25 protein-coding genes are annotated in these 24261 nt (G+C 63.2%); 20 read left to right on the top strand and 5 right to left on the bottom strand.

What is annotated here, in order from left to right:
- Nucleotides 1-17 precede the first annotated feature (17 nt).
- The gene (locus tag KEM60_RS02015; RefSeq protein ID WP_219105809.1) at nt 18-461 is read left to right on the top strand and encodes a hypothetical protein; all 444 of its coding nucleotides are present in this window, start codon (nt 18-20) and stop codon (nt 459-461) included.
- Between the two features lie 10 nt (nt 462-471).
- Here the strand turns inward: KEM60_RS02015 and KEM60_RS02010 are convergent, their stop codons facing one another.
- On the bottom strand, nt 472-1971 hold the full coding sequence (locus KEM60_RS02010; protein WP_219105808.1) for a hypothetical protein: 1500 nt from the start codon (nt 1969-1971) through the stop codon (nt 472-474).
- Between the two features lie 32 nt (nt 1972-2003).
- Between KEM60_RS02010 and KEM60_RS02005 the strand changes: the two genes are divergently transcribed.
- The 9 genes from KEM60_RS02005 to KEM60_RS01965 all read left to right on the top strand — a co-directional run bounded on the left by KEM60_RS02005 (nt 2004) and on the right by KEM60_RS01965 (nt 10100).
- Entirely contained in the window at nt 2004-2243 is a 240-nt protein-coding gene (locus KEM60_RS02005) for a hypothetical protein (RefSeq protein WP_219105898.1), read from the top strand.
- On the top strand, nt 2240-3625 hold the full coding sequence (locus tag KEM60_RS02000; RefSeq protein WP_255574132.1) for a TrkH family potassium uptake protein: 1386 nt from the start codon (nt 2240-2242) through the stop codon (nt 3623-3625). The genes KEM60_RS02005 and KEM60_RS02000 overlap by 4 nt, the downstream gene beginning before the upstream one ends.
- Before the next feature lie 16 nt (nt 3626-3641).
- Nucleotides 3642-4301 (top strand): TrkA family potassium uptake protein, encoded by a 660-nt coding sequence (locus KEM60_RS01995; RefSeq protein ID WP_255574131.1) that lies wholly within the window; start codon nt 3642-3644, stop codon nt 4299-4301.
- An 89-nt stretch (nt 4302-4390) separates the two neighbouring features.
- Nucleotides 4391-5392: a dihydroxyacetone kinase subunit DhaK gene (dhaK, locus tag KEM60_RS01990; RefSeq protein WP_219105805.1), complete on the top strand. Its 1002-nt coding sequence runs from the start codon at nt 4391-4393 to the stop codon at nt 5390-5392.
- A complete protein-coding gene (gene dhaL / locus KEM60_RS01985; RefSeq protein ID WP_219105804.1) occupies nt 5392-6027 on the top strand; it encodes a dihydroxyacetone kinase subunit DhaL in 636 nt (211 codons plus the stop codon). The genes dhaK and dhaL overlap by 1 nt, the downstream gene beginning before the upstream one ends.
- Nucleotides 6024-6440 (top strand): dihydroxyacetone kinase phosphoryl donor subunit DhaM, encoded by a 417-nt coding sequence (gene dhaM / locus KEM60_RS01980; RefSeq protein ID WP_219105803.1) that lies wholly within the window; start codon nt 6024-6026, stop codon nt 6438-6440. Before dhaL ends, dhaM begins: the two co-directional genes overlap by 4 nt.
- A 183-nt stretch (nt 6441-6623) precedes the next feature.
- Entirely contained in the window at nt 6624-7394 is a 771-nt protein-coding gene (locus KEM60_RS01975; RefSeq protein ID WP_219105802.1) for an ABC transporter permease subunit, read from the top strand.
- A complete protein-coding gene (locus KEM60_RS01970) occupies nt 7391-8548 on the top strand; it encodes an ABC transporter ATP-binding protein (protein ID WP_219105801.1) in 1158 nt (385 codons plus the stop codon). The genes KEM60_RS01975 and KEM60_RS01970 overlap by 4 nt, the downstream gene beginning before the upstream one ends.
- Before the next feature lie 154 nt (nt 8549-8702).
- Nucleotides 8703-10100, top strand: a complete 1398-nt coding sequence (locus tag KEM60_RS01965) for an MFS transporter (protein WP_219105800.1) — start codon at nt 8703-8705, stop codon at nt 10098-10100.
- A 144-nt stretch (nt 10101-10244) separates the two neighbouring features.
- Here the strand turns inward: KEM60_RS01965 and KEM60_RS01960 are convergent, their stop codons facing one another.
- On the bottom strand, nt 10245-11120 hold the full coding sequence (locus tag KEM60_RS01960; RefSeq protein ID WP_219105799.1) for a DMT family transporter: 876 nt from the start codon (nt 11118-11120) through the stop codon (nt 10245-10247).
- Nucleotides 11121-11189: 69 nt separating this feature from the next.
- Here KEM60_RS01960 and KEM60_RS01955 point away from each other — a divergent pair, with 69 nt between their 5' ends.
- The 3 genes from KEM60_RS01955 to KEM60_RS01945 all read left to right on the top strand — a co-directional run bounded on the left by KEM60_RS01955 (nt 11190) and on the right by KEM60_RS01945 (nt 13330).
- Nucleotides 11190-11948 (top strand): hypothetical protein, encoded by a 759-nt coding sequence (locus KEM60_RS01955; protein ID WP_219105798.1) that lies wholly within the window; start codon nt 11190-11192, stop codon nt 11946-11948.
- Between the two features lie 81 nt (nt 11949-12029).
- Nucleotides 12030-12506 (top strand): LiaF domain-containing protein, encoded by a 477-nt coding sequence (locus KEM60_RS01950; protein WP_219105797.1) that lies wholly within the window; start codon nt 12030-12032, stop codon nt 12504-12506.
- A 131-nt stretch (nt 12507-12637) separates the two neighbouring features.
- Nucleotides 12638-13330, top strand: a complete 693-nt coding sequence (locus tag KEM60_RS01945; protein WP_219105796.1) for a hypothetical protein — start codon at nt 12638-12640, stop codon at nt 13328-13330.
- A gap of 33 nt (nt 13331-13363) precedes the next feature.
- On the opposite strand, the gene KEM60_RS01940 is transcribed toward KEM60_RS01945, so the two are convergent.
- The gene (locus KEM60_RS01940) at nt 13364-13528 is read right to left on the bottom strand and encodes a hypothetical protein (RefSeq protein ID WP_219105795.1); all 165 of its coding nucleotides are present in this window, start codon (nt 13526-13528) and stop codon (nt 13364-13366) included.
- A gap of 566 nt (nt 13529-14094) precedes the next feature.
- On the opposite strand from KEM60_RS01940, the gene KEM60_RS16370 reads away from it, so the two are divergent.
- Genes KEM60_RS16370 through pknB form a run of 7 tightly spaced genes read left to right on the top strand, consistent with a single transcriptional unit; the run spans nt 14095 to nt 23341 of the window.
- Nucleotides 14095-15291 (top strand): DUF3662 and FHA domain-containing protein, encoded by a 1197-nt coding sequence (locus tag KEM60_RS16370; protein WP_255574130.1) that lies wholly within the window; start codon nt 14095-14097, stop codon nt 15289-15291.
- A 4-nt stretch (nt 15292-15295) separates the two neighbouring features.
- On the top strand, nt 15296-15778 hold the full coding sequence (locus KEM60_RS01925; RefSeq protein ID WP_219105794.1) for an FHA domain-containing protein: 483 nt from the start codon (nt 15296-15298) through the stop codon (nt 15776-15778).
- A 3-nt stretch (nt 15779-15781) separates the two neighbouring features.
- Nucleotides 15782-17032: a PP2C family serine/threonine-protein phosphatase gene (locus KEM60_RS01920; RefSeq protein ID WP_219105793.1), complete on the top strand. Its 1251-nt coding sequence runs from the start codon at nt 15782-15784 to the stop codon at nt 17030-17032.
- Complete coding sequence (locus KEM60_RS01915) at nt 17029-18405, top strand: FtsW/RodA/SpoVE family cell cycle protein (RefSeq protein ID WP_219105792.1); 1377 nt, start codon at nt 17029-17031, stop codon at nt 18403-18405. Before KEM60_RS01920 ends, KEM60_RS01915 begins: the two co-directional genes overlap by 4 nt.
- Nucleotides 18402-19871, top strand: a complete 1470-nt coding sequence (locus KEM60_RS01910; protein WP_219105791.1) for a penicillin-binding protein 2 — start codon at nt 18402-18404, stop codon at nt 19869-19871. The genes KEM60_RS01915 and KEM60_RS01910 overlap by 4 nt, the downstream gene beginning before the upstream one ends.
- Nucleotides 19868-21400, top strand: a complete 1533-nt coding sequence (locus KEM60_RS01905; RefSeq protein WP_219105790.1) for a serine/threonine-protein kinase — start codon at nt 19868-19870, stop codon at nt 21398-21400. Before KEM60_RS01910 ends, KEM60_RS01905 begins: the two co-directional genes overlap by 4 nt.
- Nucleotides 21401-21457: 57 nt before the next feature.
- Entirely contained in the window at nt 21458-23341 is a 1884-nt protein-coding gene (gene pknB, locus KEM60_RS01900; protein ID WP_219105789.1) for a Stk1 family PASTA domain-containing Ser/Thr kinase, read from the top strand.
- Nucleotides 23342-23412: 71 nt separating this feature from the next.
- Here pknB and KEM60_RS01895 read toward each other — a convergent pair whose 3' ends face one another.
- Together KEM60_RS01895 and KEM60_RS01890 are read right to left on the bottom strand one after the other, a co-directional pair.
- Complete coding sequence (locus KEM60_RS01895; protein WP_219105788.1) at nt 23413-24069, bottom strand: aminodeoxychorismate/anthranilate synthase component II; 657 nt, start codon at nt 24067-24069, stop codon at nt 23413-23415.
- A complete protein-coding gene (locus tag KEM60_RS01890; protein ID WP_219105787.1) occupies nt 24066-24251 on the bottom strand; it encodes a hypothetical protein in 186 nt (61 codons plus the stop codon). The genes KEM60_RS01895 and KEM60_RS01890 overlap by 4 nt, the downstream gene beginning before the upstream one ends.
- Between the last annotated feature and the right edge of the window lie 10 nt (nt 24252-24261).

The following is a 24261-nucleotide window of genomic DNA, read 5'->3' as shown; positions in this document are numbered from 1 at the left end:
CTGTGCCGCCTAAGAAGATGAGGGGCAGCCCTGAGCAGCGGGTTCCGGTGCTGGGACGGGTGCTTTCCGCGAGGAGGTTTCGCCCGTCTTGGGTGGTGATCTGCGCGATAGTGGCGGGTACGACGGAGCTGTTGCTGACGGTGACGGTGATGTGCGGGGATCCTCCGGTTTCTTCGATGGTCTGCTGCGGTGAGGTCAGCGTGCGTCATGGCAGGACGTGGGGTCAATGGCCCGGACCACGCCAACGGGAAGGACCGCGTGACTCGGTGGCCTTCGTCGTCGACGATGGTCACTCGGACGGTGTCCCAGTAGGTGAGTTTCGGGGTGAGGAAGGCCGTGGTGGTCCAGCGTTCTGCGCAGTCCTGGTCACTGGCGGTCCGGTGGGATCTGGTATGCATCGTGCCGGTGCCGGCCAGGTGATGCAGCCGACACCGGCACGATGTCATCTCGGGTGGTGGTGACTGGTGTGGGTCAGGACAACGTCGTCTCTATCGAGTCGGCACTGGTCATGGAGGTTTTTGCTCCGTCGGTGACTGTCGCCCAGGCGCCGTGTCGGAGGATGTCGCCGGGCTTACCGTCGAGCCGCACGGTCATGGTGCAGCTGTAGCCAGCGGATCCGGACAGGACAGCGCCGGTGCGGCAGGTAGTGCTCAGCGGGGTTTGCCCAGAGGTCAGCCCGATGCCGGTGAGGGTGATGGGTTTGGCGGTGGTGCGATTAAGGATGAGTTTCAGGGTGGCTGTGCCGCCTGCTCGTCCCTGGCTGGGTCCCTGCAAGGTGAGTCGCGCCCCCGGCGGGACCGGGGTGAAAGTGAAAGTAGTCGCCGCGTGCGCAGTGAGGCCGACCGGCCAGGGGTCGTTGAGTTGGTACGACGCAGTGACATCGACAGCATGCTCGGTGGTGCTGCCAGGTGTTCCAGTGAGCAGGGAACTAGAGGTGTATCGGCAGGTGAAGACGTCGTTCGGGGCGACCTCTCGTTTCACCGTACAGGTGACTCCGGCCTGACCTGCGGCGGCTTCGGCGAGCAGGTCACGTCCACCAGTCGCAGTGACCGTGCTGACCTGGAGCGGCACATTGCCGGTATTGCGTAGCGACATGGTCACAGTGGGCCGGTCGCCGGTTTCGGGGAGGGTGGGGCGTGGTGAGCTGAGAGTGACCTTCATCTGGGGGTTGGGAGTTTGCGGGCCGGTCCAGGTGACGCGAATGTCGTCGGTGGCGTGGTTGCCTTCGTCGTCAGTGACGGTGATATGGACGATGTCCTGATAGCCGCCAGCAGGTGCGGGGATCAGTGTTGACGTCCAACTTTCCCCACAGCCATAGCCGGGTGAGTCACTGGGAGCATCAGTTTCATGAGTGGCGATGTTTGGGTTGTGCGGGTCGCGCATGTCGCCCAACAGGTCACTGCGGATCGAGACGATGGTGGTCGGTTCTCGGGTGACACGGGTGAACTTCCAAATCAGACAATAAGTCAGCGGTTTTCCGGCAGTGATAACTCCAGGATAGAACGGAATGATGAAATTCGGATTCTCTGGCAGGTCATCGACGGCGGTGATGTGGTGGGTGTCGGTGCCGGTGACGCTGATGCCTTGTTCGGTACGAGCGGTGACGGTCATCGTGGCGTCCCAGTTTTTGGGGTAGTCGACGCCGTCGAGGCTATAAGCAGATCTGAAGTAGCAGGTCTCGCCAGGCAGGAGGGGCTGTTGGCATGAGGAAATTTCAGTATCTCTGTTGAGGGTGGCGTCATCGATCTTTACCGTGGCGATAGTCAATTTATCGTCGCTGGTATTGGTGATTTCGGCGATGACGTAATCACCTTCTGCAATATATTCGTGTACCGTCTCCGGTGCCTGCCAGGCCACCTTCAGGCTGGGACCGGTGTCAGCTCGAGCTTGGTCGGCGGCGCCGAAGAGGGATGCGACAACTGTTAACACTGACAACGACACGACGAACGGACGTCGGGGTGTGACGCGCATGGCAGCTCCTCGTTGAGCCGTGATGAGCAAAGATGACCATCTCATCTTCGCGCGGGACAGCCGCCCTGACCAGAGATACATCGCGATATGTGCAGGTCACCAGGTTGGTGGTACAAGCGTCCCGGACGGTGTGTCAGTCACCGGGAGGCCAGATGCTCGGAGCGGTGCGCCGTAACGCTGCCGCCGCCACGGGACAATGGTCCCGACGGGCGGGTACGTCGCCGCACGGTGCCCGTCGTACTGGACCACCTCGGGCAGAGGAGAACGTGTGAGGCGCAACGACGCACCGGCCACCACCTGGCGGTACGACGCCAACCGTCGATGGGTGCGCGCCCTGACCCGGCCGGTCCGTCTGGTGCCATTGTCGTTTGTGGCGGCTATCACGGTGGGGACGTTGTTGCTGCTGTTGCCACTGAGCCATGCCAATGGCGAGGTCGATGCGATGGCTGCGGCGTTTACTGCGGTCTCTGCGGTGTGTGTGACCGGATTAGCGACCGTGGACACTGCGACGTACTGGACGCCGTTCGGGCAGGTCGTGATTCTTGCGCTGATCCAGGTCGGTGGATTCGGCATCATGACGCTGGCAACTTTGCTTTCCTTGCTGGTCAGAGGGCGTATGGGAGTGTCAGATCAGCTGGTGGTGCGGGCAGAATCTCGCGCTTTTGAGACCGGTGGCAGCGTCACTGGGTTGATCCGTCGGATCGCGGTGCGGATGTTCGCCGCAGAAGCGATCATTGCGGTGCTGTTAACGCTGCGCTTCCGCAGCAGCTACCACGATTCCTGGGGTGAAGCGGCCTGGCATGGGGTGTTTCATGCGGTATCGGCGTTCAACAACGCCGGGTTCGCGTTATACAGCGACAACCTGACCCGATTTGTCGGTGATCCGTTCATTTGTGTCCCGATTTGCATGGCGATCATCGCTGGAGGCATCGGCTATCCGGTGTATTTCGAACTCGTCCAGCGATGGCGGCGCCCTCGCCAATGGAGCGTGCATACCCGCATCACCGTCGGTGGCACCGTGTTGTTGCTCACCCTGGGAATGCTGTCGTATTTGATCTTTGAATGGACCAACCCCCGCACCATGGGTTCGTTGTCACTGTGGGAGAAGATGATCGCCGCGGGGACGGCGTCAGTGGTGGCTCGCACCGCTGGTTTCAACACCATCGATTACGGCGCCATCACGGGCGCCACCCTCGTCATCACCCTGGTGCTGATGTTTGTCGGTGGTGGTAGCGCGGGCACCGCCGGTGGGATCAAAGTCACTACGTTTTTCCTGCTGGGATTCCTGATCCTCGCCGAAGCGCGCGGCGACCAAGATGTCGTGGTCGGACGCCGTCGGATCGGTCCGGCGGCCCAACGACAGGCGGTGACGGTGGCGCTCCTGGGAGTCGGGGCGGTCACTGCCGGAACGATCGCAATGGTTGTCATCACGGGAATGCCGTTGGACGCGGTGACCTTCGAAACGGTGTCCGCTTTTGCCACGGTGGGCTTGTCCACTGGGATCACTCCACGCCTGGACGTCCCGGCCCAAATCGTCATCATGGTGTTGATGTTCACCGGGCGAGTCGGCACCATCACCCTCGCCTCAGCGTTGGCGCTGCGCAGCCGGCAACGTCACTACCACTACCCTCAGGAGCGTCCCATTGTTGGGTAAATCACGGAGCACCACGGTGCCACAGAATGTGCTGGTCGTGGGGTTGGGGCGATTTGGATGCGCGGTGGCTTTGTCGCTGGTCGACATGGACCGGGAAGTCCTCGCTCTCGACGAGAACCCCGAACTGGTGCAACGGTGGTCATCAGCGTTGACGCATGTCGTCCAAGCTGACTCGACCAATGAAGAAGCGTTGCGGCAACTCGGGGTGATGGACTTCGAACGTGCTGTCGTCGCCATCGGGTCAGACATTGAAGCCAGCGTCCTGACGGTGCTGGCTCTCTCAGAACTGGGCGTGAAGGAGATTTGGGCGAAAGCCATCAGCATCAAACACGGTGCGATCCTGGAACGTGTCGGCGCACACCATGTGGTCTATCCGGAACGAGACATGGGGGAGAAGGTCGCCCACATGATCGCCACGTCGGTCCAGGACTACATTGAATTTGACGGCTACGCGCTGGCTCGGATCGCCGCGCCGTCGTTCACCTGGGATGTGCCCTTGGGAAAATCCCGGGTGCGTTCCAAACACCGCATCACGGTGGTCGGCGTCAAATGCCCCGACACGGCCTACACGTACGCCGAACACGACACCATCATTCAACGCGGTGACGAACTACTGATCGCCGGTGCAGAGAAAGACGTCGAAGCTTTCGTGCAGCTCCCCACGACCCACGGATGAACGGTCGTGCACATCAGTGACCAGCCCTGACCGAATGTGCGATCCGAAGCTCTTCCGCCACGACCAGGGCAAATGATGGGATAGCACCCATGAAGAAGCTGATCAACGACGACGGCTCCGTCGTCGCCGACGCACTGCGGGGCATCGAACTGGCCCACGGCGACCGCCTCCGCGTCGACCACGACAACCGTATTGTCTTCCGCAAGACCGCACCCCGCCGGGGCAAAGTCGGTCTCCTCTCCGGAGGCGGCAGCGGTCACGAACCGTTGCACGGCGGATACGTCGGCTTAGGAATGCTCGACGCTGCCTGCGCTGGAGAAGTTTTCACCTCTCCAGTGCCCGACCAACTGATGGCAGCAACCCACGGCGTCGACGGCGGCGCTGGAGTCCTGCACATCGTGAAGAACTACACCGGCGACGTCATGAACTTCGACATGGCCGCCGAAATGGCTGAAGCCGAACACGGCTGCCGGGTGGTGTCCGTGGTCACCGATGACGACGTCGCCGTACAAGACTCGCTCTACACCGCCGGTCGACGCGGAGTGGGCGTCACTGTCCTCCTGGAAAAAATTGTCGGCGCAGCCGCCGAAGCAGGCTGCGACCTGGACACCTGCGCCGACCTCGCCCGCGTCGTCAATGAGCAGGGACGATCCATGGGCATGGCTCTCACCTCCTGCACCGTGCCCGCCGTCGGCCGCCCCACCTTCGACCTCGGCGACGACGAGATGGAACTCGGCATCGGCATCCACGGCGAACCTGGACGCCGCAGGCTCCCCCTCGCACCCGCCCGCGACGTCGCCGACATGCTCGTCGAACCGATCCTCGCCGACCTCGGCCCTATCGACGGCCCCACCATTGTCATGCTCAACGGCATGGGCGGCACCCCCCTGCTTGAGCTCTACATCATGTACGCCGAAGTCGCCCGCATCCTCACCGGCCACGGCATACGCATCGCCCGCAACCTCGTCGGCAACTACATCACCAGCCTCGACATGGCTGGGTGCTCCGTCACCGTCCTCCGCGCCGATGACGACCTGATCCGCCTCTGGGACGCCCCAGTGAACACCCCCGGACTACGGTGGGGATGCTGATGACCACCACCATGACCGTCACTCAGGCAGCCGCCTGGATGCACGCCTTCGCCGCCGCTGTCCACACCCACGCCGACCAGCTCACCGATCTGGACCGACTCATCGGAGACGCCGACCACGGATCCAACATGGACCGTGGCATGAGCGCCGTCGACGCCCTCGACCCCGCCACCTTCACCCAGGCCGCCGACTACCTCAAAAAAGCTGGCATGACCCTGGTCAGCACCGTCGGCGGAGCCAGCGGGCCGCTCTATGGCACCTTCCTCATGCGGTTCGCCGCAGCCCTCGCCGGTGACCACACCGACGGCACCGAAGAATTCGGCCGCGCCCTCCGCGCCGGAGTCGATGGCGTCATCGCCCGAGGCAAAGCCGACACCGGTGACAAAACCATGATCGACGCCCTCACCCCAGCGCTGACCGCCTACGACGCCCACCACGCCGACGGCCTCACCGCCGCCCTCAGTGCTGCCGCCGACGCCGCCGACGCTGGCCGAGACCACACCATCCCGCTCACCGCCCGCAAAGGCCGAGCCAGCTACCTCGGCGAACGCAGCGTCGGACACCAAGACCCCGGCGCTACCTCAGCGGCACTCCTGATCCGCGCCGCCGCCGACACCATCGGAACACCCGCATGATCGGCATCGTCGTGGTCTCCCACAGTCGACCCCTCGCCCGCGCCGCCGTCGCGCTCGCCGCGCAGATGGTGCCCACCGACGGAGCGCCCGCCATCGCTGTCGCTGCCGGCGTCGACGAGGACACCCTCGGCACCGACGCGACCGCCGTCGCCGAAGCCATCGCTCACGTCGACTCCCCTGACGGTGTCCTGGTCTTCGTCGACCTCGGATCAGCGCTCCTCTCCACCGAGATGGCGCTCGAGATGATCGAGCCAGACCTCGCTGCACGCACAGTGGTGACCCCCGCGCCACTGGTCGAAGGTCTGTTCGCTGCGGTCATCACGGCATCCACCGGAGCGCCCATGGACGTCGTACGCCGAGAAGCCGAAAACGCCCTGTCGATGAAAACAGGACACCTAGCCGCCGGGAACTGACCGCCCCACCACCCCGGCACTCCACTGCCCCAGCCCTCCCCGGGGTCGTCGCGCGCCCCGGCACTGTCGTCGAAAACGAACTCTGCCCAGACCCGCCGTGCTGTCGGAGCACTTCGACAAAATCGCCACGGGCGTCGCTGTGCGGAGTCCCGGCGGCCTCCCCGCGGCTGGGGGTGGCTGACGGTGGCTCTTCATCTGGGGGTGGGGGCGGCCAATGTGTTGGCGGTGTTGATTGTGTTGGTGGAGGCATTGGGGGGGTGGGATCTCTTTGGGATGACTGGCCGACATGTCATGGCGGTGTTGACGGGTTCGCAGAGCGCAGCGTTGGCGGACACGGTGCTTGCGGCACTAGTGAGCACCATGGTGACGGTGTCTTTGGCCTGGTGGTGGGGGGTACGCATGGTGGCGGACACCATCGAGTCTCGGATCTCGATGGGTTTCTGGCAGGCCATGCCGACGTTGGTGTGCGGTCTGGGTGCATGGGTGGCGGTGACTCGGTGGACGGGTCCATTGATGGAGATCTCTCCATGGGAGCTGCCGGTGTCCGAGCTCATGACGTGGTTTTTCTTGCTGGTGGTGATGGTGTTGTCGTCCTTGCCGGGCCTGACTGGCACGATCGCTGACCGGGCGTCGACGGTGCCTACCTCGCTGGTGGGTAGCGCCCATGCCTTAGGGGCTGGGGCGGGTGCTGTTCGCCGCGAAGTGGTGTTTCCGCATGTCCGTCCGGTGTTGGCGGCTCAGCTCCCGGTGACCTTGGCTCGGTCGTTGGGGGCGTTGGGTCCGGCGGCGTTGCTGGCGACACCACGCACACCGTTGTTGCCGGTGGAGATGATCACGGCTGCGGAGGCCGGTCGGTTGAGCGATGCCTGTGCGATGGCGCTGGTCACCGGGGTCCTCGTGGCGGCGTGTATCTCGTTGACGATCAAGACTGCGGCGGTGGTGGTTGACCGGTGAGCGGGCGGGTGCAGTTGAGCGCGGTGACGATGCATTACCCGTCGTACGGTCGTCCTCCGGTGGACTCGGCGCGACCTGCGGTGGACGCCGTGGACCTGGACATTCCCGAGAACTCGCTGGTAGCGATCGTCGGTCCGTCCGGGTCCGGCAAAACGTCACTGCTGCGTCTGGTCGCGGGCTTGGAGTGTCCACAAGAGGGTCGAATCCTCGTTGACGGGGTCGACGTGACGGAGGTGGCCGCGGCAGAGCGTCCGAGCGCGATGGTGTTCCAAGGGGACACGTTGTTTCCTGATCTGACGGTTCGGGGGAACGTTGACTATGGGTTGTCGTTGCGGGATGTCCCCGTAGAGGTACGCCGGGAGCGGGTCGACGTCGCCATGTTGCAGATGGGGTTGACCGGTATTGAGGAGGCGTTCCCGGCGGAAATCTCTGGGGGGCAGGCCCGGCGGGTCGCGTTAGCGCGTGCGTGGGTGTTGCGGCCGTCAGTGTTGTTGCTGGACGAGCCGTTGCAGGGGTTGGAGGGGCCGTTACGTCGACAATTGCTGGAGTTGGTCGCCAGGACCCGGCAACGACTGGGTGGGACGGTCTTGCATGTGACCCACGATTTAGGTGAGGCACTGTCCACGTCGGACCTGTTGGTGGTGTTGCGTGACGGCGCGGTGCGTCAGGTAGGTGCCCCGCGTGACATCTATGAACGGCCAGCAGATAGTGGGGTCGCGGAGTTCGTGGGTCGGTGCACTGTCGTCCCGGTGGAGGTGTCTGGGTCGGTGGCGCAGCCGTGGCGGGGTAGCTGCGGAGTCGGAGGGGCTCGACGTACGGCGACGGTGCGCATTTTCGGTCGGACCCATCAGGTGCCGGCACATCCAGATACTCCAGCTGGCGCCCATCGGGGCGAGTTGTTGGTGCGGCCGCATGTGTTGTCGATAACGCCATTGCCGCCACGTCGACCGCGCCCGGAGATCCGCGACGATGTGGCGATCGTGCAGCAGGTGCGTTATTTCGGCGATCATCTCGATTGTCTTGTGGAAACTGAGTGGGGATCAGTGCTGGTGAGTAGCCCCGCGGATGGTCCATGCCTCCGGGTGGATGACTATGTGCAGATCGCTTTGACCGGCACGTCCTGGTTATTGCCGCTGCCATTACGTAGCCGGTGATCATTGCAGTAGTGACGCACTGGTAACAACAATGTCACCGGTCGTCACCAGGCAGTGATGTCGGCGGGTCCTCAGACGCCGACGATGGGTGGTGCCGACGGAGCCGCGCAGTCCCGTTGGCACGGATCTGCCCTCCTCCCTCGGAAGTGACTTCATGACCACCACTGTCCGGCCACCACGGCGTTCGCGCTGGATGGCCGCTCCACCACCGGCGCCACGTCTGCCGCAGAACGAGGTGAATCGCCGTTACCCGCGTCTGCGGCTTCAGGTGTTCACCGGGATTTTCCTCGGTTACGCCGGGTTTTATCTGATCCGGAACAACATCCCGCTGATCGCGAAGATCTTGCTGGATGAGGGCCATATCGACAAGGTCGGGATCGGGTACATCGCGAACGCCGCGTTGATTGCCTACGGATTCAGCAAGTTCTTCATGGCCATGGTCTCTGACCGGTCCGATGCGCGGTATTTCTTGCCGATCGGGCTGGCTTTGTCGGCAGTGGCCAACCTGTTTGTCGCGTTCGTGCCGTGGGCGTCAGGCAGTTTGGCGACGTTCGCATTGGTGATGTTCGTCAACGGCTGGTTCCAGGGCATGGGGTGGCCTCCTAGTGGCCGAGTGCTGGTGCATTGGTTCTCCACCAACGAACGTGGCTGGAAGACGTCCATCTGGAACTGCGCGCACAACGTGGGCGGTATGGGTGTCGGCGCGGCTGCGGCGGCGGGGTTGAGCCTGTCAGGCAATGCGTGGCAGTCGGCGTTTTGGTTCCCGGCGTTGATCGCCTTGGTCGTGGCTGCGGTGGCGTTTGTGATGATCCGGGACACGCCTGAGTCGATGGGGCTGCCCCCCATCGAGGAATACCGCCACGACCCGGCAAAGGTGGATGCAGACACCAGCGAGTTGGAGCAACTGACCACGTGGCAGTTGGTGCGCAAGCACATCTTGTCCAACCGGGCGATGGTGTTGTTGGCCTTCGCCAATGTGTTCGTCTACACACTGCGGTACGGCATCCTCACGTGGGCACCGACGTACCTCTCCGAGGTGCACAAGGTGTCTGTGACCAAAGGCATCGCTGGGTTCTCGCTGTTCGAGTTGGCGGGGATTTTCGGCACTTTGGCGTGTGGCTGGGTTTCTGACCGCGTGTTCCGGGGCAATCGAAGCCGCACCGGCATCACCTTCATGCTGGGGGTCGGCGTCTTTGTGGTGCTGTACTGGTTGGCCCCGGTGGGGACGCCGTTCTGGTTGTTGATGGTGTACCTGTTCTTTATCGGCGCGTTCGTCTACGGCCCGGTCATGTTGATCGGTTTGCAGGCCTTGGACATGTCTGCCCGTCATGTCGCCGGTACGGCGGCCGGGTTCACCGGGCTGTTCGGGTATGTCTTGGGCGCGACGATGGCATCGACCGGGGTGGGCTACGTCGCCACCACTTTCGGCTGGGATGTCACCTACGCGATGCTGACCGGCTTCACGGTCTTGTCGATCGTGTTGTTGGCGATGGTTGGGCCGGAGGAACGCCGGCTCCTGGAAGCGCACGAGGAACGCTCTGCGCAGCAATGACCTGAGCGGGGCGGGAATCCCCCTACCTTGTTTCCCGCCCCGTTCAAGGATGGAGCTCAGTTGAGCTCCCCCACAGCCCACGGCCCGGCACCTCTGTCCCCTCCCCTTGGTGCCGGGCCGTGGCACCACGATGTCCGGGTGTTGTCAGGCAGGTGTGACGGGTCCGCGACGGTGCACCAGGATCGATCCGCCCACGATGCAGACAAAACCAGCGATCGTCCATCCGGTGATCGGTTCGGCCAGAAAGACAGCACCGGCAATCACCGCGACTGCAGGGTTGACGTAGGTGACGACAGTGGTCCGCACCGACCCCACTTCAGCGACCAGAGCAAATAAGGCCAGGAAGGCCACCGTGGTGCACAACACGGACAGCACGAGGACAGCGACTAAGGCGCTGGGCTCGACATGGTCAGGCCATTGGGCCAGGCCGACAGGCGCGAGGACCACTGCGGGGCCAAGGAGGCTGGTGACGATCACTCCAGAGCTAGGGACGTCCTGAAGGTGGCGGGCGATGATCATCGGGCCGATGGCGTAGCCAAGAACAACCAGGACCATCTCGGCGAGCGCGGGGATGGCATCGGGGCCGGTGGGGGCTTGAATTTCTCGTCCGACGAGGAGAGCGACCCCGATGAGTCCGATGGCTAGGCCGAGGGACCCGGTGACCCCGAGGTGTTCTCGATGGCCGGTGGCGGCGGACAAGATGACCCCGACGACGGGGACTGCGGCGATGAGCAGGGCGGCCAGTCCGGAGCTGAGGGTGTGTTCGGCGTGGGTCAGGGCCAGCCAGGGGATGCCGATCTCGGCGATGGTGTAGGCGACTACGGCCCGACGGTGGTGGCGCAGAGGCCGGAAGGCGTTCTGGCGCAAGGCTAAGGGGAGCAGGATGAGCCCACCGACGGTGGTGCGGATCATGACGAGGGTGGCCGGGGTGAAGGAGACGATGGCGTATTTGATCAGCAGGTAGGGGATGCCCCAGAGCACTCCGAGGGTGAGGAAAAGCATGAGCGCGCGACGGTTCACTAGGTCAGTCAAGCAGTTGTGCGGATCCCGGCGTGGTGGGCACCACGGCTGCTGGGGGACAATTCAAGGATGAGTGAACAACCCTCGCTGACTTCTCCTGATCGTGTCCCGTCGTCGCAGGAGGCCCGAGTCGAGGAGGTCGTTCCGATCGATCAGCCGCCAGGGGATCGGGCGGCTGAGATGTCGTCGCCGGGGTTGGCAGCGGCAATCGCTGCGGCGCAGGCTCGGGGCTATGAGGTGGAGGTGCTCAGCGGTCGGGCCTTACGGGTTGTGGGGCGGTTTGGGGAGCCAACGCTGGGCGCGCTGGAGTTGTTGATCGGCGCCCAAGCGCCGGTCGGGGTGTGGGCTGAGGGCGAGTCAGGTAGCCGCAGCGCGTTGTGCCTGTGGACGGGGACCGATTTCTTTGCGGTGACTTTGGGGGTGGGTGGCCGGTGGGAGCATTTCCGGGCGCCGCAGGGGCTGGGAATGGTGCGGGACAGTTGGCGTGCTGGGGACCGGGGCCGGTATCGGGTGCCGCGGGGTCCGTTGATGCAGCGGATGCCTGAGGTGTTCGACATGGCGTTGGAGTGGGGTTTCCCGCCACCGGTGACGACGAATCCACAGCAGGCGCGGGTGACTCCGGAGCCGAAGCCATCGCGAGGGGCCGGGGCGACGCGTTCGCGCGTCGGATCGTCAGGTCCCAGCAAAGGGCGGGCCGCATCGACGAGTTCTGTACGTCGACAGACTGATTCCACCAGTTCGCGAGGTGAGGAAGAGGCTCCACCCAAGGTATGCCCGTCATGTTTCATGGTGTTGCCAGCGACGGGTCGTTGTGACTACTGCGCATGAACGTTGTTGATCGTTCTCCGGGATCACTTGTGCTGTGATGAATCGCGTCGTTAGCGTGGTGATATGAGGCAGCAATGGGGGATGAGGCCACCGCAGGACAGGTCTGGGCGGCATCGACCCGAAGAGGTGTCGGCACGTTTTGAGATTCCGGTCATCGGTGAGGACGGCTCGTTGACGACGCCGCCACCGGTGACACCACAAGGAAGTCAGGGGCAGCGTGCCGCTCTGGCTTTCTTTGGCGAGGTGACGCGTCAGGGCCCCTGGACTATCGCGTCAAAGCTGCGCGTGGGTGCCTTGTTTGGTGAGGTCACTCTTGACCTGAGAGATGTGACTTTTACGGCGCATCTCACCAGAATTGTCGGAGTATCACTCTTTGCATCAGTGAAGGTCCTCGTGCCCCCGACCGTGGAGTTGCGGGTGACTGGACTGGCGGTCTTCGGAGAGCATCAGGTGACGGGTTCGCTGTCAGCGGCTCCTGGGGCACCGATCGTGTGTGTGGATGTGGTGCCCGTGTTTGGCGAGACCACGGTGACTCAAATCGAGGGCTCGTCAGCGTGATGGCCTGGTCGTGAGGCGACAGCTAGGGACGTGATGGCGTTCGATGAGGTCGACGCGCTGGGAGAGGGTCACCGCCGATAGAGTGGTGTCATATCGCGTTGATGCGATGGACCGGGACGAGCAGGAGAGTCATGACGTCACAGGAGCCGCCGGAGGGGCACGCTGTCCCCATGCCGTCACCGGCCCTGCCCACGGCAGACGTGGAAGAGATGACCGGGTCGAAGACCGCCAATCGGGCGGTTCCCGTCCCGAAGGAGCCGGGTTACCACCCCACCGACCGTGAGTTGGCGGATGTGGATATGGCGTTGTTCCATGGGCCGCAGCATGTGTGGCGGCATCTGCGCATGATTAGCGTGACATTGCTGGTGCTGGGCACCCTGATGACCGGGGCAGGCGCGACACATCTGGCCACGATGTCGTCCGGGACGATTGACACCGCCAACACCTTGCCCCGCAACACCCCGGTAGCGATCCACCTGAATGCTGGTGAAGAACGCATGCTGTATTCGCAGCGGGGCTCTGGAGAGGCCTCTCAGTGCATCGTGACCGGACCGGACAAGACCACGGTCCCTGTGGTGCGGACCGGACCGGTGATTTTGCAAGGATCAGACCTGTTGTGGAACGGGTCGTCGATGTTCACCGCACCGCAGGCCGGTGATTACACCGTGCTGTGCAAGGGGGGCACGGAGACCCGAGCAGGCCATCCGGTAGGCACCTGGGATGTGGTGTTGACTCTGGTCGGGACCGGCTTGGGGGGGATGTCGATCCTCGGCGGCCTGAGCTGTCTGTGGTGGGCATACCGCAGTCGTTCCTCAGCTGCCTAGATCTTCCCACGCCGATCAGGATCCGCGCGTGATTCAGGCGCCAGCGATGAAGTAGTCGTGCGGATGCAGGTTGATGTCAGCTTCTGGAGCGGTGACGTGGTCCGCATTCTCCGTGTGCGGCGTGGTGAACAAGTCAACGCCGTGGGTGAGGAAGAATTCGAGGTCATCGGTCAGATTTGTGTCTTCAAGAGTGAACATGGCCCCAGCCTCGGTGTGACCGGTCAGTATGGGAAGCCTTACCCGCAGGTAGTTCCTTCAGAGCTCTGACGTGCAGTGCCAACGGCAACGTTCTCCGGTCTATCAGGATCAGGCGGGCCGAGGCGCATCGACAGCTATTCATGATGTGGGGAAACAGCACGTCGTCAACGAAGAACGGGAGGAGATCATGCCGGTTGATGCGCGGTGTCAGTGTCTCCAACTACGCTGCGGACATCTGCGAGAGGTGATCGAGGCCACCGGGGTCATCCCTGGGAGTCACACAGATCGAGCTACATCCGGCGTTCCCGCAGGTCGAGATGATGGCAGAGCATGATCCTTGTGGATGTCAGCTCACTACCCTCAGGTCGCCCTGATTGCACCATTGGGCCGATCTGACCGTCGTCAGGGGGGATTCGACCCGAATCCCCATGAGGAAATGTGAGTGACAGGTGAGATGAGAGGGCCGTGTAAGCACCGCTCTTGGGCACTGGTCCAACCGATGCCCAGGGTGAGCAGATACGCTGACCGTGACGTGTGTGTGACCGTGAGAACCGAGGAGGGAGTCCGTGGGCCTGTTCGACCGTGTTGAGCGAAAGCTCGAGAGCGCCGTCAATGGCGCATTCGCGCGGGCGTTCCGCGCCGAGGTCCAGCCCGTCGAGATCGCGTCGGCCATGCGCCGAGCGATGGACGACCGTGCCGCTGTGATCAGCAAGGGACGCACCGTCGTACCCAATCTCTTTGTGATCGATCTGTCGCCGACCGACCACGAACGCTTGACCAGTTACGCCGACATGCTCTCGGACGAACTGGTTGCCAGTGTCGCCGAACATGCCGACCAGCAAGGTTATGTCCCCGGCGGCCCGTTCCATGTGGAGTTCCGAGCCCGGGAAGACCTGGAAACTGGGGTCTTCCGGGTCCGACCGGCCACATCCAAGCAACTTCCTGGTGGTGACGAGCCCGGCGTAGCCGATCACGAAGCCGATCGCCGCCGCCGTGAGCACTCCGAAGAGCTACGTCGGGCCCACCCGTTCCGCGTGAACGAGGCGGAGGCGGCCGCCTCAGGTCAGGCAGGGCTGGCCAGCCACGCCGCGAGTGCAGCTGCGGGATCTTTAGCGGGCACGGCAGCGGCTGGCCGGGAAAGCGCCCCCGGGCTGTATGGCGAGTATGGGGGCCGCGGCCCTGGCGGTAGCGACCCGTACGGTGACCAACGGTATGACGCACCGTCGTACGGCCCAGCAGCCTATGAAGAGCCGCGACGCCCCGCTGAGCCGCCTCGGGAGCAGTGGGAGTACGGAGCCAACCCGTACGACGCCGCCGGCCAGTATGACGCGGGCGCCGCTTACCACGATCGGGGTTCTGAGGCTCGTCGGGGCGGACGATACGGCGAGGAGTATGGCGACCAGAGCTGGCGTGAACCTGCCGCTGCTGCGGGGGCTGTGCGTCCTGATCCGCCGCGACCTGCTGCCGATGCGCGTCCGTGGCTGGAGTCCAAGCATGGCCATTACCCTCTGCTGGGTGCGATTACGGTGATGGGTCGAGACCCGGGGGCGGACATCACCTTGGAGGATGCGGGGATTAGTCGTCGCCATGCAGAGATCCGGGTCACCAACGATGGCCGTCGGTTTTCTATCAGCGTGCGTGACTTGGGATCGACCAATGGCACTTTCGTCAACGGCGACCGGATCAGCAGCCAGTATGTCGAGGATGGCGACCGCATCACTTTGGGACGGCTCAGCTTGATCGTGAGAGAAGCAAGGCGGTGAACGAGTGGGTGAACTGACCCTCACGGCCGTACGCCTGGGGTTGCTGGTTCTGCTGTGGCTGTTCGTCTTCAGCATCGTCGGGGTGATCCGTGGTGACCTCTATGGCACCCGCATCGTCAGAAGGGGACCGAGCGGACGTGCCACTGTGCGCCCGACCTCGAATGTCCCTTCAGGTGTGGAGCGTCGAGCCAGCCACGGGTTGCGGAGCCTCGTGGTGGTGGAGGGTCCGTTGCGTGGGACGAGTGTTCCTTTACGGGCGTCAGGAGTGCTGCTGGGACGCAACCCGGAATGCACCCTGGTCCTCGACGACGATTTCGCGTCGGGGCGCCATGCCCGTGTCTATGAGGAGGGTGGGCAGTGGTTCGTGGAGGATCTCGGTTCGACCAATGGCACGTTCATTGCCGGTGAGCGTCTCGTTGATCCGGTGCCTGTGAGGGATTCCTCGCAGCTTCGGATCGGGACGACGGTACTGGAGTTGCGACGGTAGCCCATGACGTTCGCGGTGGATTTTGCGGCCCGGACCGATGTCGGGCTTGTCCGGTCACGTAATGAGGACTCCGGGTATGCCGGTCCTCACCTCTTGGCCGTCGCTGACGGCATGGGCGGGCATGCCGGTGGCAATGTCGCGTCCTCACTGGTGTTGGCACGATTGGCGCCATTGGATGGCGACAGCCACGGTTCTGACACGGCATTAGACATCCTGTCTGCGGCCATCGCGGAGGCCAATGCTTCGCTCGCCAAAGAGATGGAGATCGATCCCGAGTTGGGCGGGATGGGCACGACCCTGACAGCGTTGATGAAAGCCGGGTCGCATGCCTTAGCAGTCGTCCATATCGGTGACAGTCGGGCCTACATGCTGCGCGGAGAGACGTTCGCGCAGATCACGAAGGATCATTCGTTCGTCCAGACACTGGTCGATAGCGGCCGGATCACCCAGGCCGAAGCCGAAAACCATCCGCAACGGTCGTTAGTGACCCGGGTGTTGACGGGTTCCCCTGATGATGAGCCGGACTTGTCGATGCGCGAGCCGCGCATCGGTGATCGGTATCTGATCTGTTCGGATGGTCTTTCCGATTACGTGGCCTTCGACACCATTGCCGAAGTGATCAGCATGGGTTTGACCCCTCGGGAAACGACCCAACGTCTGGTCGACTTAGCTATGAAAAGCGGCGCACCAGACAATGTGACCTGCGTCATCGGGGACATCGTCGATTCATCGCGTGATGTGTCATTGAAACCGGTGATCGTGGGCGCTGCCGCAGATCGGCAGACGCCCGGTGGCACGGGTCGTTCCCCGGCGGAGAAAGCTGCAGCACTGGCGCGTGCTGCCGTGGGCGGCGACGAATACGACGATGACGACAGTGACCTCTCTGGTCGGCGACGTCGTCCGTGGCTGCGGCCGTTGCTGCTCTTCGTGTTGTTGCTGGCTGTCCTGAGCGGCGCGTCGTACGGCGGGTGGCGGTGGACGCAGACTCAGTTCTACGTCGGCCAGCAGGATGGCAAGGTCGCCATCTATCGCGGTGTGCCGCAGGTGTTGGGTCCATTTTCGTTGAGTGGAGTGGAGCAGCGCACCGACATCATGGTCAGTGATCTGCCCGAGATGTGGCGGACCCGGTTGGATGGGGAGATCCGCACCGGTGATCTCGCTGTCGCGAAGGCCAGAGTGCAGGAGTTGCAGTTGGTCGCCGAACGATGCCGTTCGGGTGGGACCGACATTTCCTGCCGGACGGGCGCATCGTGAGCACGGTCAGCACGTTCCAACCCCGCACCCGCCGGAACGTCGAGCTGCTGCTGTTGCTGTTTGCCATCGCCGTGATCCTGCTGGCATACCTCAACGTTGGCCTGGCCACGAAGGGCGAGGTCCCGGTGGACCTGGTCACGCAGGGCTTGTGGATGTTGGTATTTGCGGTGTCACTGCATCTGGTGGTGCGTTGGCGGGCGGCCTACGCCGACCCGTTCATGTTGCCGATCGCCACTTTGTTAAACGGCATGGGCATCGTGATGATCCACCGCTTAGACATCGCCAGGGGCAGCACCACCCCGACCGCACCCCGGCAAGTCATGTGGGCGGGACTGTCCATCGTGACCGCAGCTGTCGTGCTCTTCCTGCTACGGGACCATCGCATCCTGCGCCGATACACCTACACCACCATGGCTGCCGGGTTGGTCTTCTTGCTGGTGCCGCTCCTCCCGGTGATCGGCAGTGAACGAGGCGGCGCCCGCATTTGGATCGAGTTGGGTCCGTTTACCTTCCAGCCCGGTGAGATCGCCAAGACCTTGCTGGCGATCTTCTTCGCTGGCTATCTGATCCAAGCTAGAGACGCGTTGTCCTTGGCAGGTCCAGAGTTCCTGGGGATCCGTTTCCCGCGGGCTCGCGATCTTGGGCCGATCCTGCTCGCCTGGGGCGTAGCGGTGGCGATCTTGGCTTTCGAAAGTGACCTGGGACAGTCGTTGTTGTCCTTTGGGATGTTCGTTGCCATGTTGTATGTCGCGACGGAACGGACCAGTTGGATCGCGATCGGATTAGGGCTGTTCAGCTCGGCGGCAGTCGCGGCGTACTTCATCTTCCCGCACCTGCAACGCCGGGTACACATCTGGCTGGATCCGTGGGCTCCTCAATACCTCGACCAGAGCTACCAGCTCAGGCAGGGCCTGATGGGGTTGGGATCCGGCGGGATGTTGGGCACCGGCCTAGGCCAAGGCCGCCCAGATATCACCCCGCTAGCGGATAGCGACTTCATTTTCGCCAGCCTCGGCGAGGAGCTAGGGCTGGTCGGTGCCTTCACGATCTTGTTGCTCTACGCACTCTTCGTCGAGCGCGGCTTGCGCACCGCCTTGGGAACTCGGGACGGTTTCGGCAAACTCTTGGCCGTCGGCTTGTCCTTCCTCCTTGCCCTTCAGGTATTCACGATCATCGGAGGTCTGCTGCGTGTGGTGCCGTTGACCGGTCTGACCACCCCATTTATGTCGGCGGGCGGGTCTTCACTGCTCGCCAACTGGACAATCGTGGCGATTTTGTTACGCATCAGCGACCATGCGCGTCGCCCCCTCCCCGACCCGGCTGAACTGGAAGCTGCTGCTGCAGCCCCGACTAGCGTGGTGAATACACGATGAACGCCCCGATCCGTCGGCTCTCCATTTTGGTGTCCGCGATGTTCGCGATCCTGCTGGTCTTTGGCTCCTGGGTGCAATTCGCGGATGCGAAGTCGCTGCGGGATGCCCCCAACAACAGCCGAACGCTGTATTCGTCGTATGAGCAGGAGCGTGGTTCGATCCTGGTCGACCAGACCACGGTGGCTCGTTCAGAGAAAACGAACGGTCCCATCAAATACATGCGCTCCTACCCGCAAGGTTTGCTCTACAGCCATCTGACTGGCTGGTTCTCGATGAACCACGGCTCCAGCGGATTGGAAGAAACTGACGACGAGCTCCTGTCCGGGCAAAGTGATTCCTTGTTCTATCGCCGGCTCGGCGACATGATGACCGGTAAACGCCCCACTGGGGTCAACTTGGAACTCACCTTGGATGCCAAGACCCAGCAGGCCGCAGACAAGGCTCTCGGTAACCGCAAAGGCGCGATCGTCGCGCTCGACCCGAAGACCGGGGCCATCCTCGCGATGGTCAGTCACCCGCAGTACGACCCCAACGCCATTTCTAGTCTGGACGCCACCGCGTCCTCCAAGGCGTGGCAACAAGTCAGAACTGACCCCAACGAACCGCTCATTAACCGCGCTATCACCGGCAAACTTTATCCCGCAGGGTCGACATTTAAGGTGATCACGTCGGCTGCAGCGCTCAACAATGGTCGCACCGAGAACAGCACCTTGACCGGTGTGGAGCGCTTGAAAATGCCGGGGACCTCTGTGACGCTGCCGAACGACTGGAACGGTCCGTGTGGCTCCGGACAGGTGACCTTGACCCAGGCTTTAGCCATGTCCTGCAACACGGCTTTCGGCCAAGTGGGCATGGACATGGGAGCCCAAGTCATCACTGACCAGGCAGCAAAGTTTGGCTTCGGCAAGCCGTTGTCGATCCCCATGCGGGTCACTCCGGCAAGCGCCGGACCGATGCAAACTCCGCCTCAGATCGCGTTCACGGCGATTGGGCAGCAGGACGTGCGCGTGTCCCCGTTGCAGATGGCGATGGTTGCCGCCGGGGTCGCCAACAAAGGCGCGGTGATGAAACCATTCTTGGTGAAGCAGACTCGGGGTTCGGGTCTGGACATCATTGACACGACCCGTCCGCAGAAGTTCTCTCAGGCAGTGAGCGAGGATGTCGCTGCCGCTCTCACCCGCATGATGGTCCAGGTCACTGAGTCCCCCCAGGGTACGGGGCATGCTGCGCGCATTCCCGGCGTCCAGGTGGCCGGTAAATCTGGTACCGCTGAGCACGGCAGCAACGCTGCAGGGCAGGAGCTGGCCCCGCATGCATGGTTCATCTCGTTCGCCCCGGCCGACGACCCCAAGGTCGCCGTGGCCGTCCTCGTGGAGGATGGCGGCCTGCCCTCACCGGGCCCCGGACCCGCATTCAACGCCGCCCCGTTGGCGCAAGAAGTGATGAAGGCAGTGATCAACCGATGAGCATGGAGCCCGGCAACGTCTACGGCAAGCGTTACACCCTGGACTCTCGTATCGCCGTGGGGGGTATGGGTGAGGTCTGGCGTGCGACTGACCAGGTCCTCGGGCGGACCGTCGCGATCAAATTGCTCTCACCGGGTTTGGCTGAGCAGGCAGGTTTCGCTGAGCGGTTCCGTGAGGAGGCTCGGCACACAGCGTTGTTGGGGCATCCCAACATTGCAGCGGTGTATGACTATGGGCAGGACGATGGGGCGTCCTGGCTGGTGATGGAGTGCGTTGAAGGTGAGCCGCTCTCGTCGATCATCCGGGAAGAGGGGGCTCAGTCTCCTCGTCGTACGGCGATGATCATCGGCCAGTGCGCAGACGCCTTGCAGGCCGCGCATGAGGCGGGTGTCATTCACCGTGACGTGAAGCCAGCAAACATCCTGGTGCGCCCGGACGGCATGGTGAAGCTGACTGACTTCGGGATCGCCCGGGCGAAGGATGCCGCGCCGATGACCCGCACGGGCGAGGTGATGGGCACTGCCCAGTACATCTCCCCGGAGCAGGCGATGGGCAAGACACTGTCTGGGAGTTCGGACATCTATTCGTTGGGGTGTGTGGCTTTTGAGTTGCTGACCGGTGAACGGCCCTTCGAGGAGGGTTCGGCGGTAGCTACTGCGATGGCGCATGTGCATAAGCCGCCGCCACCGCTGCCGCCGACGGTGCCTGCGGCCATGGCAGCGGTCGTCGCCAGCTGCATGGCGAAGGATCCAGAACAGCGCCCGGCGAGCGCGAAAGCCGTTGCGGCAGCGATGAAGGGCGGCCCTGCTGCGGCAGCGGCAGCGGTTCCGGCGAGCTTCGACACGACGAAGGTGTTGCCGGAACGCGCGGTCGGGACGCAGCAGTTGACGGCTCCGACTGGCTATGCGCAGGAGCCGGTGCGGCGGGCGGCGCCAGTGAGCCGGACCCCACGCCGGGAGCCGGTGGCGATCGAGGAGCAAGAGGAACGACGCGGCACCTCACCCTGGTTGATCACCGGGTTCGGTGTGTTGGGTGTGGTGGCGTTGGTCGCGGTGTTGTTGATGAGTGGCATTTTTGACTCGAAGGAGAAGTCGAAGCCGTCAGCGTCGTCAGCTGGTCCGACGATGTCAGCCAGTTCTGGTTCGTCGTCGTCAACGACCTCGGAATCATCGAGCAAGTCTTCTAGTGCAGCGCCGCCGCCCTCGTCGGCAGCGCCGTCGGTGGGTCAGATCAACCCGGACATTTATCTCAAAAAAGACGCGCAGCAGGTGCAGCAGGCCTTGCAGGCCCGTGGTTTCACCAGTGTCAGTTTTGAGAACGTCGATTCGGCGCAGCCGAAGGGCACTGTCGTGGAGATCTCGCCGTACGGCAGTGTGCCGTTGAGTCAGTTGATCACGATCAAGGTTTCCAATGGTCCGGCGCCGACTCCGACCCCGGCGGATCCAACCCCTATTCTTCCGACATCACCGTCGAAGACTCCGGGTGGTTTCGGGAACATCCGGGTCCCCGGGTTTGACGATCATCTCTGATCCCCTGGCTCCTCGTCCGTTGTCCTCCACTGATCCGAGAAACTGAGGTATCTCACCATGTCCGAAGGGAGCGAACCGGCGACGACGACCCCCCGTGTCTTGGTCGGTCGCTACCAGATCGGTGAGTTGATCGGTCGGGGCGGCATGGCTGAGGTGCATGCCGGGTGGGATACCCGGTTGGGCCGGGAGGTCGCTATCAAGGTGTTGCGTTCCGAGTTGGCTCGGGATGCGACGTTTTTGCAGCGTTTCCGTCGGGAAGCGCAGTCCGCGGCAGCGTTGAACCATCCGTCGATCGTGGCGGTGTATGACTCCGGTGAGGACCGGACGGTGGAGTTGGGCGGCGCGGATCTGGCTGTCCCATTCATCGTGATGGAGTATGTGCACGGGCGGACGTTGCGTGAGGTCTTGTATGACCACGGTGAACCGTTGGAGCCGGACGAAGCGTGTCGGATCATGGCGGCGACCTTGCGGGCGTTGGCGTTTAGTCACGCCAACGGGTTGATTCACCGGGACATCAAACCGGCGAATGTGATGGTCACCGACGACGGTCAGGTCAAGCTGACCGACTTTGGGATTGCCCGAGCTATCGCCGACTCTGCGTCGACGTTGACGAATACCTCCGTCGTGGTCGGGACCGCTCAGTATCTTTCCCCGGAGCAGGCTCAGGGGCGGGCCACGGACGCTCGTGCCGACGTTTACGCCTCTGGTTGTGTGCTGTATGAGTTGTTGACGGGCCGTCCGCCGTTTATGGGTGATAGTCCGTTGGCGATCGCCTATCAGCAGGTCGGGCAGGCGCCGGAGCCACCGTCAACACATCAGGAGTCTCTGAGCCACGAACTGGACGCAGTCCTGTTGCACGCGTTGGCAAAAAAACCTGACGAGCGTTATCGCAGTGCCGGTGAGTTCGCTGCGGATTTGGAGGCTATCGCCGCGGGCCGTCGACCTAGCGCTCGAGCGCTGGCGACGATCCCAGCGGCCGGTCAGCTGGGTGATCCGGGTGCTGATCCGGGTACGGCGGAGCTTCCGCAACCTGACGGTGCGGGAACGGATGGCGATGGGCCCGAAGGTAAAAGCGACACCAGTACGCTTCCGGCGGTGACTGGTGCGTCGACGTGGTCACGTCGACGCATAGTGATGACTTCGCTCGCTGCGGTGATGGCTCTGCTCCTGCTCGTGGTGGGGGTGTGGGCTCAGGGGTCGATCGGCGGCGGTAACGGTGTGACGGTCCCTGATGTCCGCCAGAAGACGCTGAGTGAAGCCAAGGACGCGTTGAGTCAGATCGGTTTGGCTACTGATGTACGAATGGTCCCCAACACAGCCCCGCAGGGTGTGGTGGTGCGGCAAAGCCCGGAACCGGGTGAGGAAGCAGACCCCAATAGCAGAGTGAAGTTGGAGGTCTCTTCCGGTCCTGGAAATGTGGAACTACCTGACTTGACGAACTATTCGATCAACGACGCCGAGTCGATGCTGCGTGATCGGAAGCTGGTCTATGCGATCGAGTATGTCGACAGTTTTGAGATCTATCAGAACAATGTGGTCTCGACCGATCCCAAAGCAGGCACCACCGTGAAGGAAGGGTCGACGGTCAAATTGCAGGTCAGCACCGGCAAAGTGACGGTGCCTGATCTGCGGGGCAAGTCTGAGAGTGACGCGCGGTCAGTGATCACGAAGTATGCGCTGCGGATGGCAGTGACGTATTCAGATTCTGGGGGTTCACCTGGCACGGTCATCGCGAACGACTACATCGGGGTGAGTGTGCCGTGGAACACCGAGGTGAAAGTCACGGTGGTCCGGGAGCAACCTCGTCCGATCCCCACCACCACGGTCACCCGCACGGTGATTGCCACCCCACAACCGCCTGCTGTCCCGACGGTGCCCTCGCCAACTCCACCGCCGTCACCGACCGCGACGATCACCCCCCTGCCACCGGTTCTGCCCTGAGTTAGCGATCATCTGTCGCCAACCGGGTCGCCTTGACCTGCGGCGGGATACCCCAGGTCAGACGTCGATGGTCACCCTTGCAATGACCGCGTCATTCCCTGTGCTGAGCCGCCGACCAGGGGGCTGAGGCTCTCAGCGCGGTGGCGGGCCTCGGCTAGACCACACCTGCTGAGCCAGGTAGCCAGCAAGGCATGTCCCCCTTCGGTCAGGACGCTTTCTGGATGGAACTGGACGCCGTACAAGGGCAATTCACGGTGAGCGATGCCCATGATGACCCCGGAGGGTGTGCGGGCGTGGACCTGCAACTCAGTGGGGAGATGCTCCTCGACGACAGCCAGCGAGTGGTAGCGGGTGGCGATGAACGGCGACGGGAGGTCAGAAAATACCCCGGCATGGTTGTGATGCACCGGTGAGGTTTTGCCGTGGAGGAGTTCTGGCGCCCGAGAGACCACACCACCGAATGCGACCGCCAGCGCTTGATGGCCGAGGCAGACTCCCAACATGGGGGTGCCATGGTCGGCGCACCAGCGGATCATGTCGATGCTGACTCCGGCGGCTTCGGGAGTTCCGGGGCCAGGGGAGATCAGCACGCCGTCATAGTCGGCCGCGGTGTCAACGGTGATGGTGTCATTGCGGTGGACGACGCATTCGGCCCCCAGCTGGGTCAGGTATCCGACGATCGTGTAGACGAAGCTGTCGTAGTTATCGACGACGAGGATGCGAGTCATGGCAGGAAGGTGGGGTCGATGGCGAATGCTCCCACGCTGGGGTCGTTCACCGGGAGATGTTCGGCGACCCACGGGAAAAGCCAGGTGAAGCAGGCTGCGACGAACCCGGCAAAGAGGACGAGGCAGATCAGCAGCCGCACGATCAACGGACCGGGCAGGCAGCGCCACAGAGCGGCGTACACGGATGTCTCA

The sequence above is a fragment of the Austwickia sp. TVS 96-490-7B genome, from assembly GCF_019331795.1.
GTDB lineage: Bacteria > Actinomycetota > Actinomycetes > Actinomycetales > Dermatophilaceae > Austwickia.
Note: the sequence above shows the minus strand (reverse complement) of the source record. Positions and strands in the feature narration are given on the sequence as shown.

What these genes read in the sequence shown, in the direction of transcription:
- KEM60_RS02015 (WP_219105809.1), top strand. Translation starts at nt 18, where the DNA reads ATGAGGGGCAGCCCTGAGCAGCGGGTTCCGGTGCTGGGACGGGTGCTT.
- KEM60_RS02010 (WP_219105808.1), bottom strand. Translation starts at nt 1,971, where the DNA reads ATGCGCGTCACACCCCGACGTCCGTTCGTCGTGTCGTTGTCAGTGTTA.
- KEM60_RS02005 (WP_219105898.1), top strand. Translation starts at nt 2,004, where the DNA reads ATGACCATCTCATCTTCGCGCGGGACAGCCGCCCTGACCAGAGATACA.
- dhaK (WP_219105805.1), top strand. Translation starts at nt 4,391, where the DNA reads ATGAAGAAGCTGATCAACGACGACGGCTCCGTCGTCGCCGACGCACTG.
- dhaL (WP_219105804.1), top strand. Translation starts at nt 5,392, where the DNA reads ATGACCACCACCATGACCGTCACTCAGGCAGCCGCCTGGATGCACGCC.
- dhaM (WP_219105803.1), top strand. Translation starts at nt 6,024, where the DNA reads ATGATCGGCATCGTCGTGGTCTCCCACAGTCGACCCCTCGCCCGCGCC.
- KEM60_RS01965 (WP_219105800.1), top strand. Translation starts at nt 8,703, where the DNA reads ATGACCACCACTGTCCGGCCACCACGGCGTTCGCGCTGGATGGCCGCT.
- KEM60_RS01955 (WP_219105798.1), top strand. Translation starts at nt 11,190, where the DNA reads ATGAGTGAACAACCCTCGCTGACTTCTCCTGATCGTGTCCCGTCGTCG.
- KEM60_RS01950 (WP_219105797.1), top strand. Translation starts at nt 12,030, where the DNA reads ATGAGGCCACCGCAGGACAGGTCTGGGCGGCATCGACCCGAAGAGGTG.
- KEM60_RS01945 (WP_219105796.1), top strand. Translation starts at nt 12,638, where the DNA reads ATGACGTCACAGGAGCCGCCGGAGGGGCACGCTGTCCCCATGCCGTCA.
- KEM60_RS01940 (WP_219105795.1), bottom strand. Translation starts at nt 13,528, where the DNA reads ATGTTCACTCTTGAAGACACAAATCTGACCGATGACCTCGAATTCTTC.
- KEM60_RS01920 (WP_219105793.1), top strand. Translation starts at nt 15,782, where the DNA reads ATGACGTTCGCGGTGGATTTTGCGGCCCGGACCGATGTCGGGCTTGTC.
- KEM60_RS01910 (WP_219105791.1), top strand. Translation starts at nt 18,402, where the DNA reads ATGAACGCCCCGATCCGTCGGCTCTCCATTTTGGTGTCCGCGATGTTC.
- KEM60_RS01905 (WP_219105790.1), top strand. Translation starts at nt 19,868, where the DNA reads ATGAGCATGGAGCCCGGCAACGTCTACGGCAAGCGTTACACCCTGGAC.
- pknB (WP_219105789.1), top strand. Translation starts at nt 21,458, where the DNA reads ATGTCCGAAGGGAGCGAACCGGCGACGACGACCCCCCGTGTCTTGGTC.
- KEM60_RS01895 (WP_219105788.1), bottom strand. Translation starts at nt 24,069, where the DNA reads ATGACTCGCATCCTCGTCGTCGATAACTACGACAGCTTCGTCTACACG.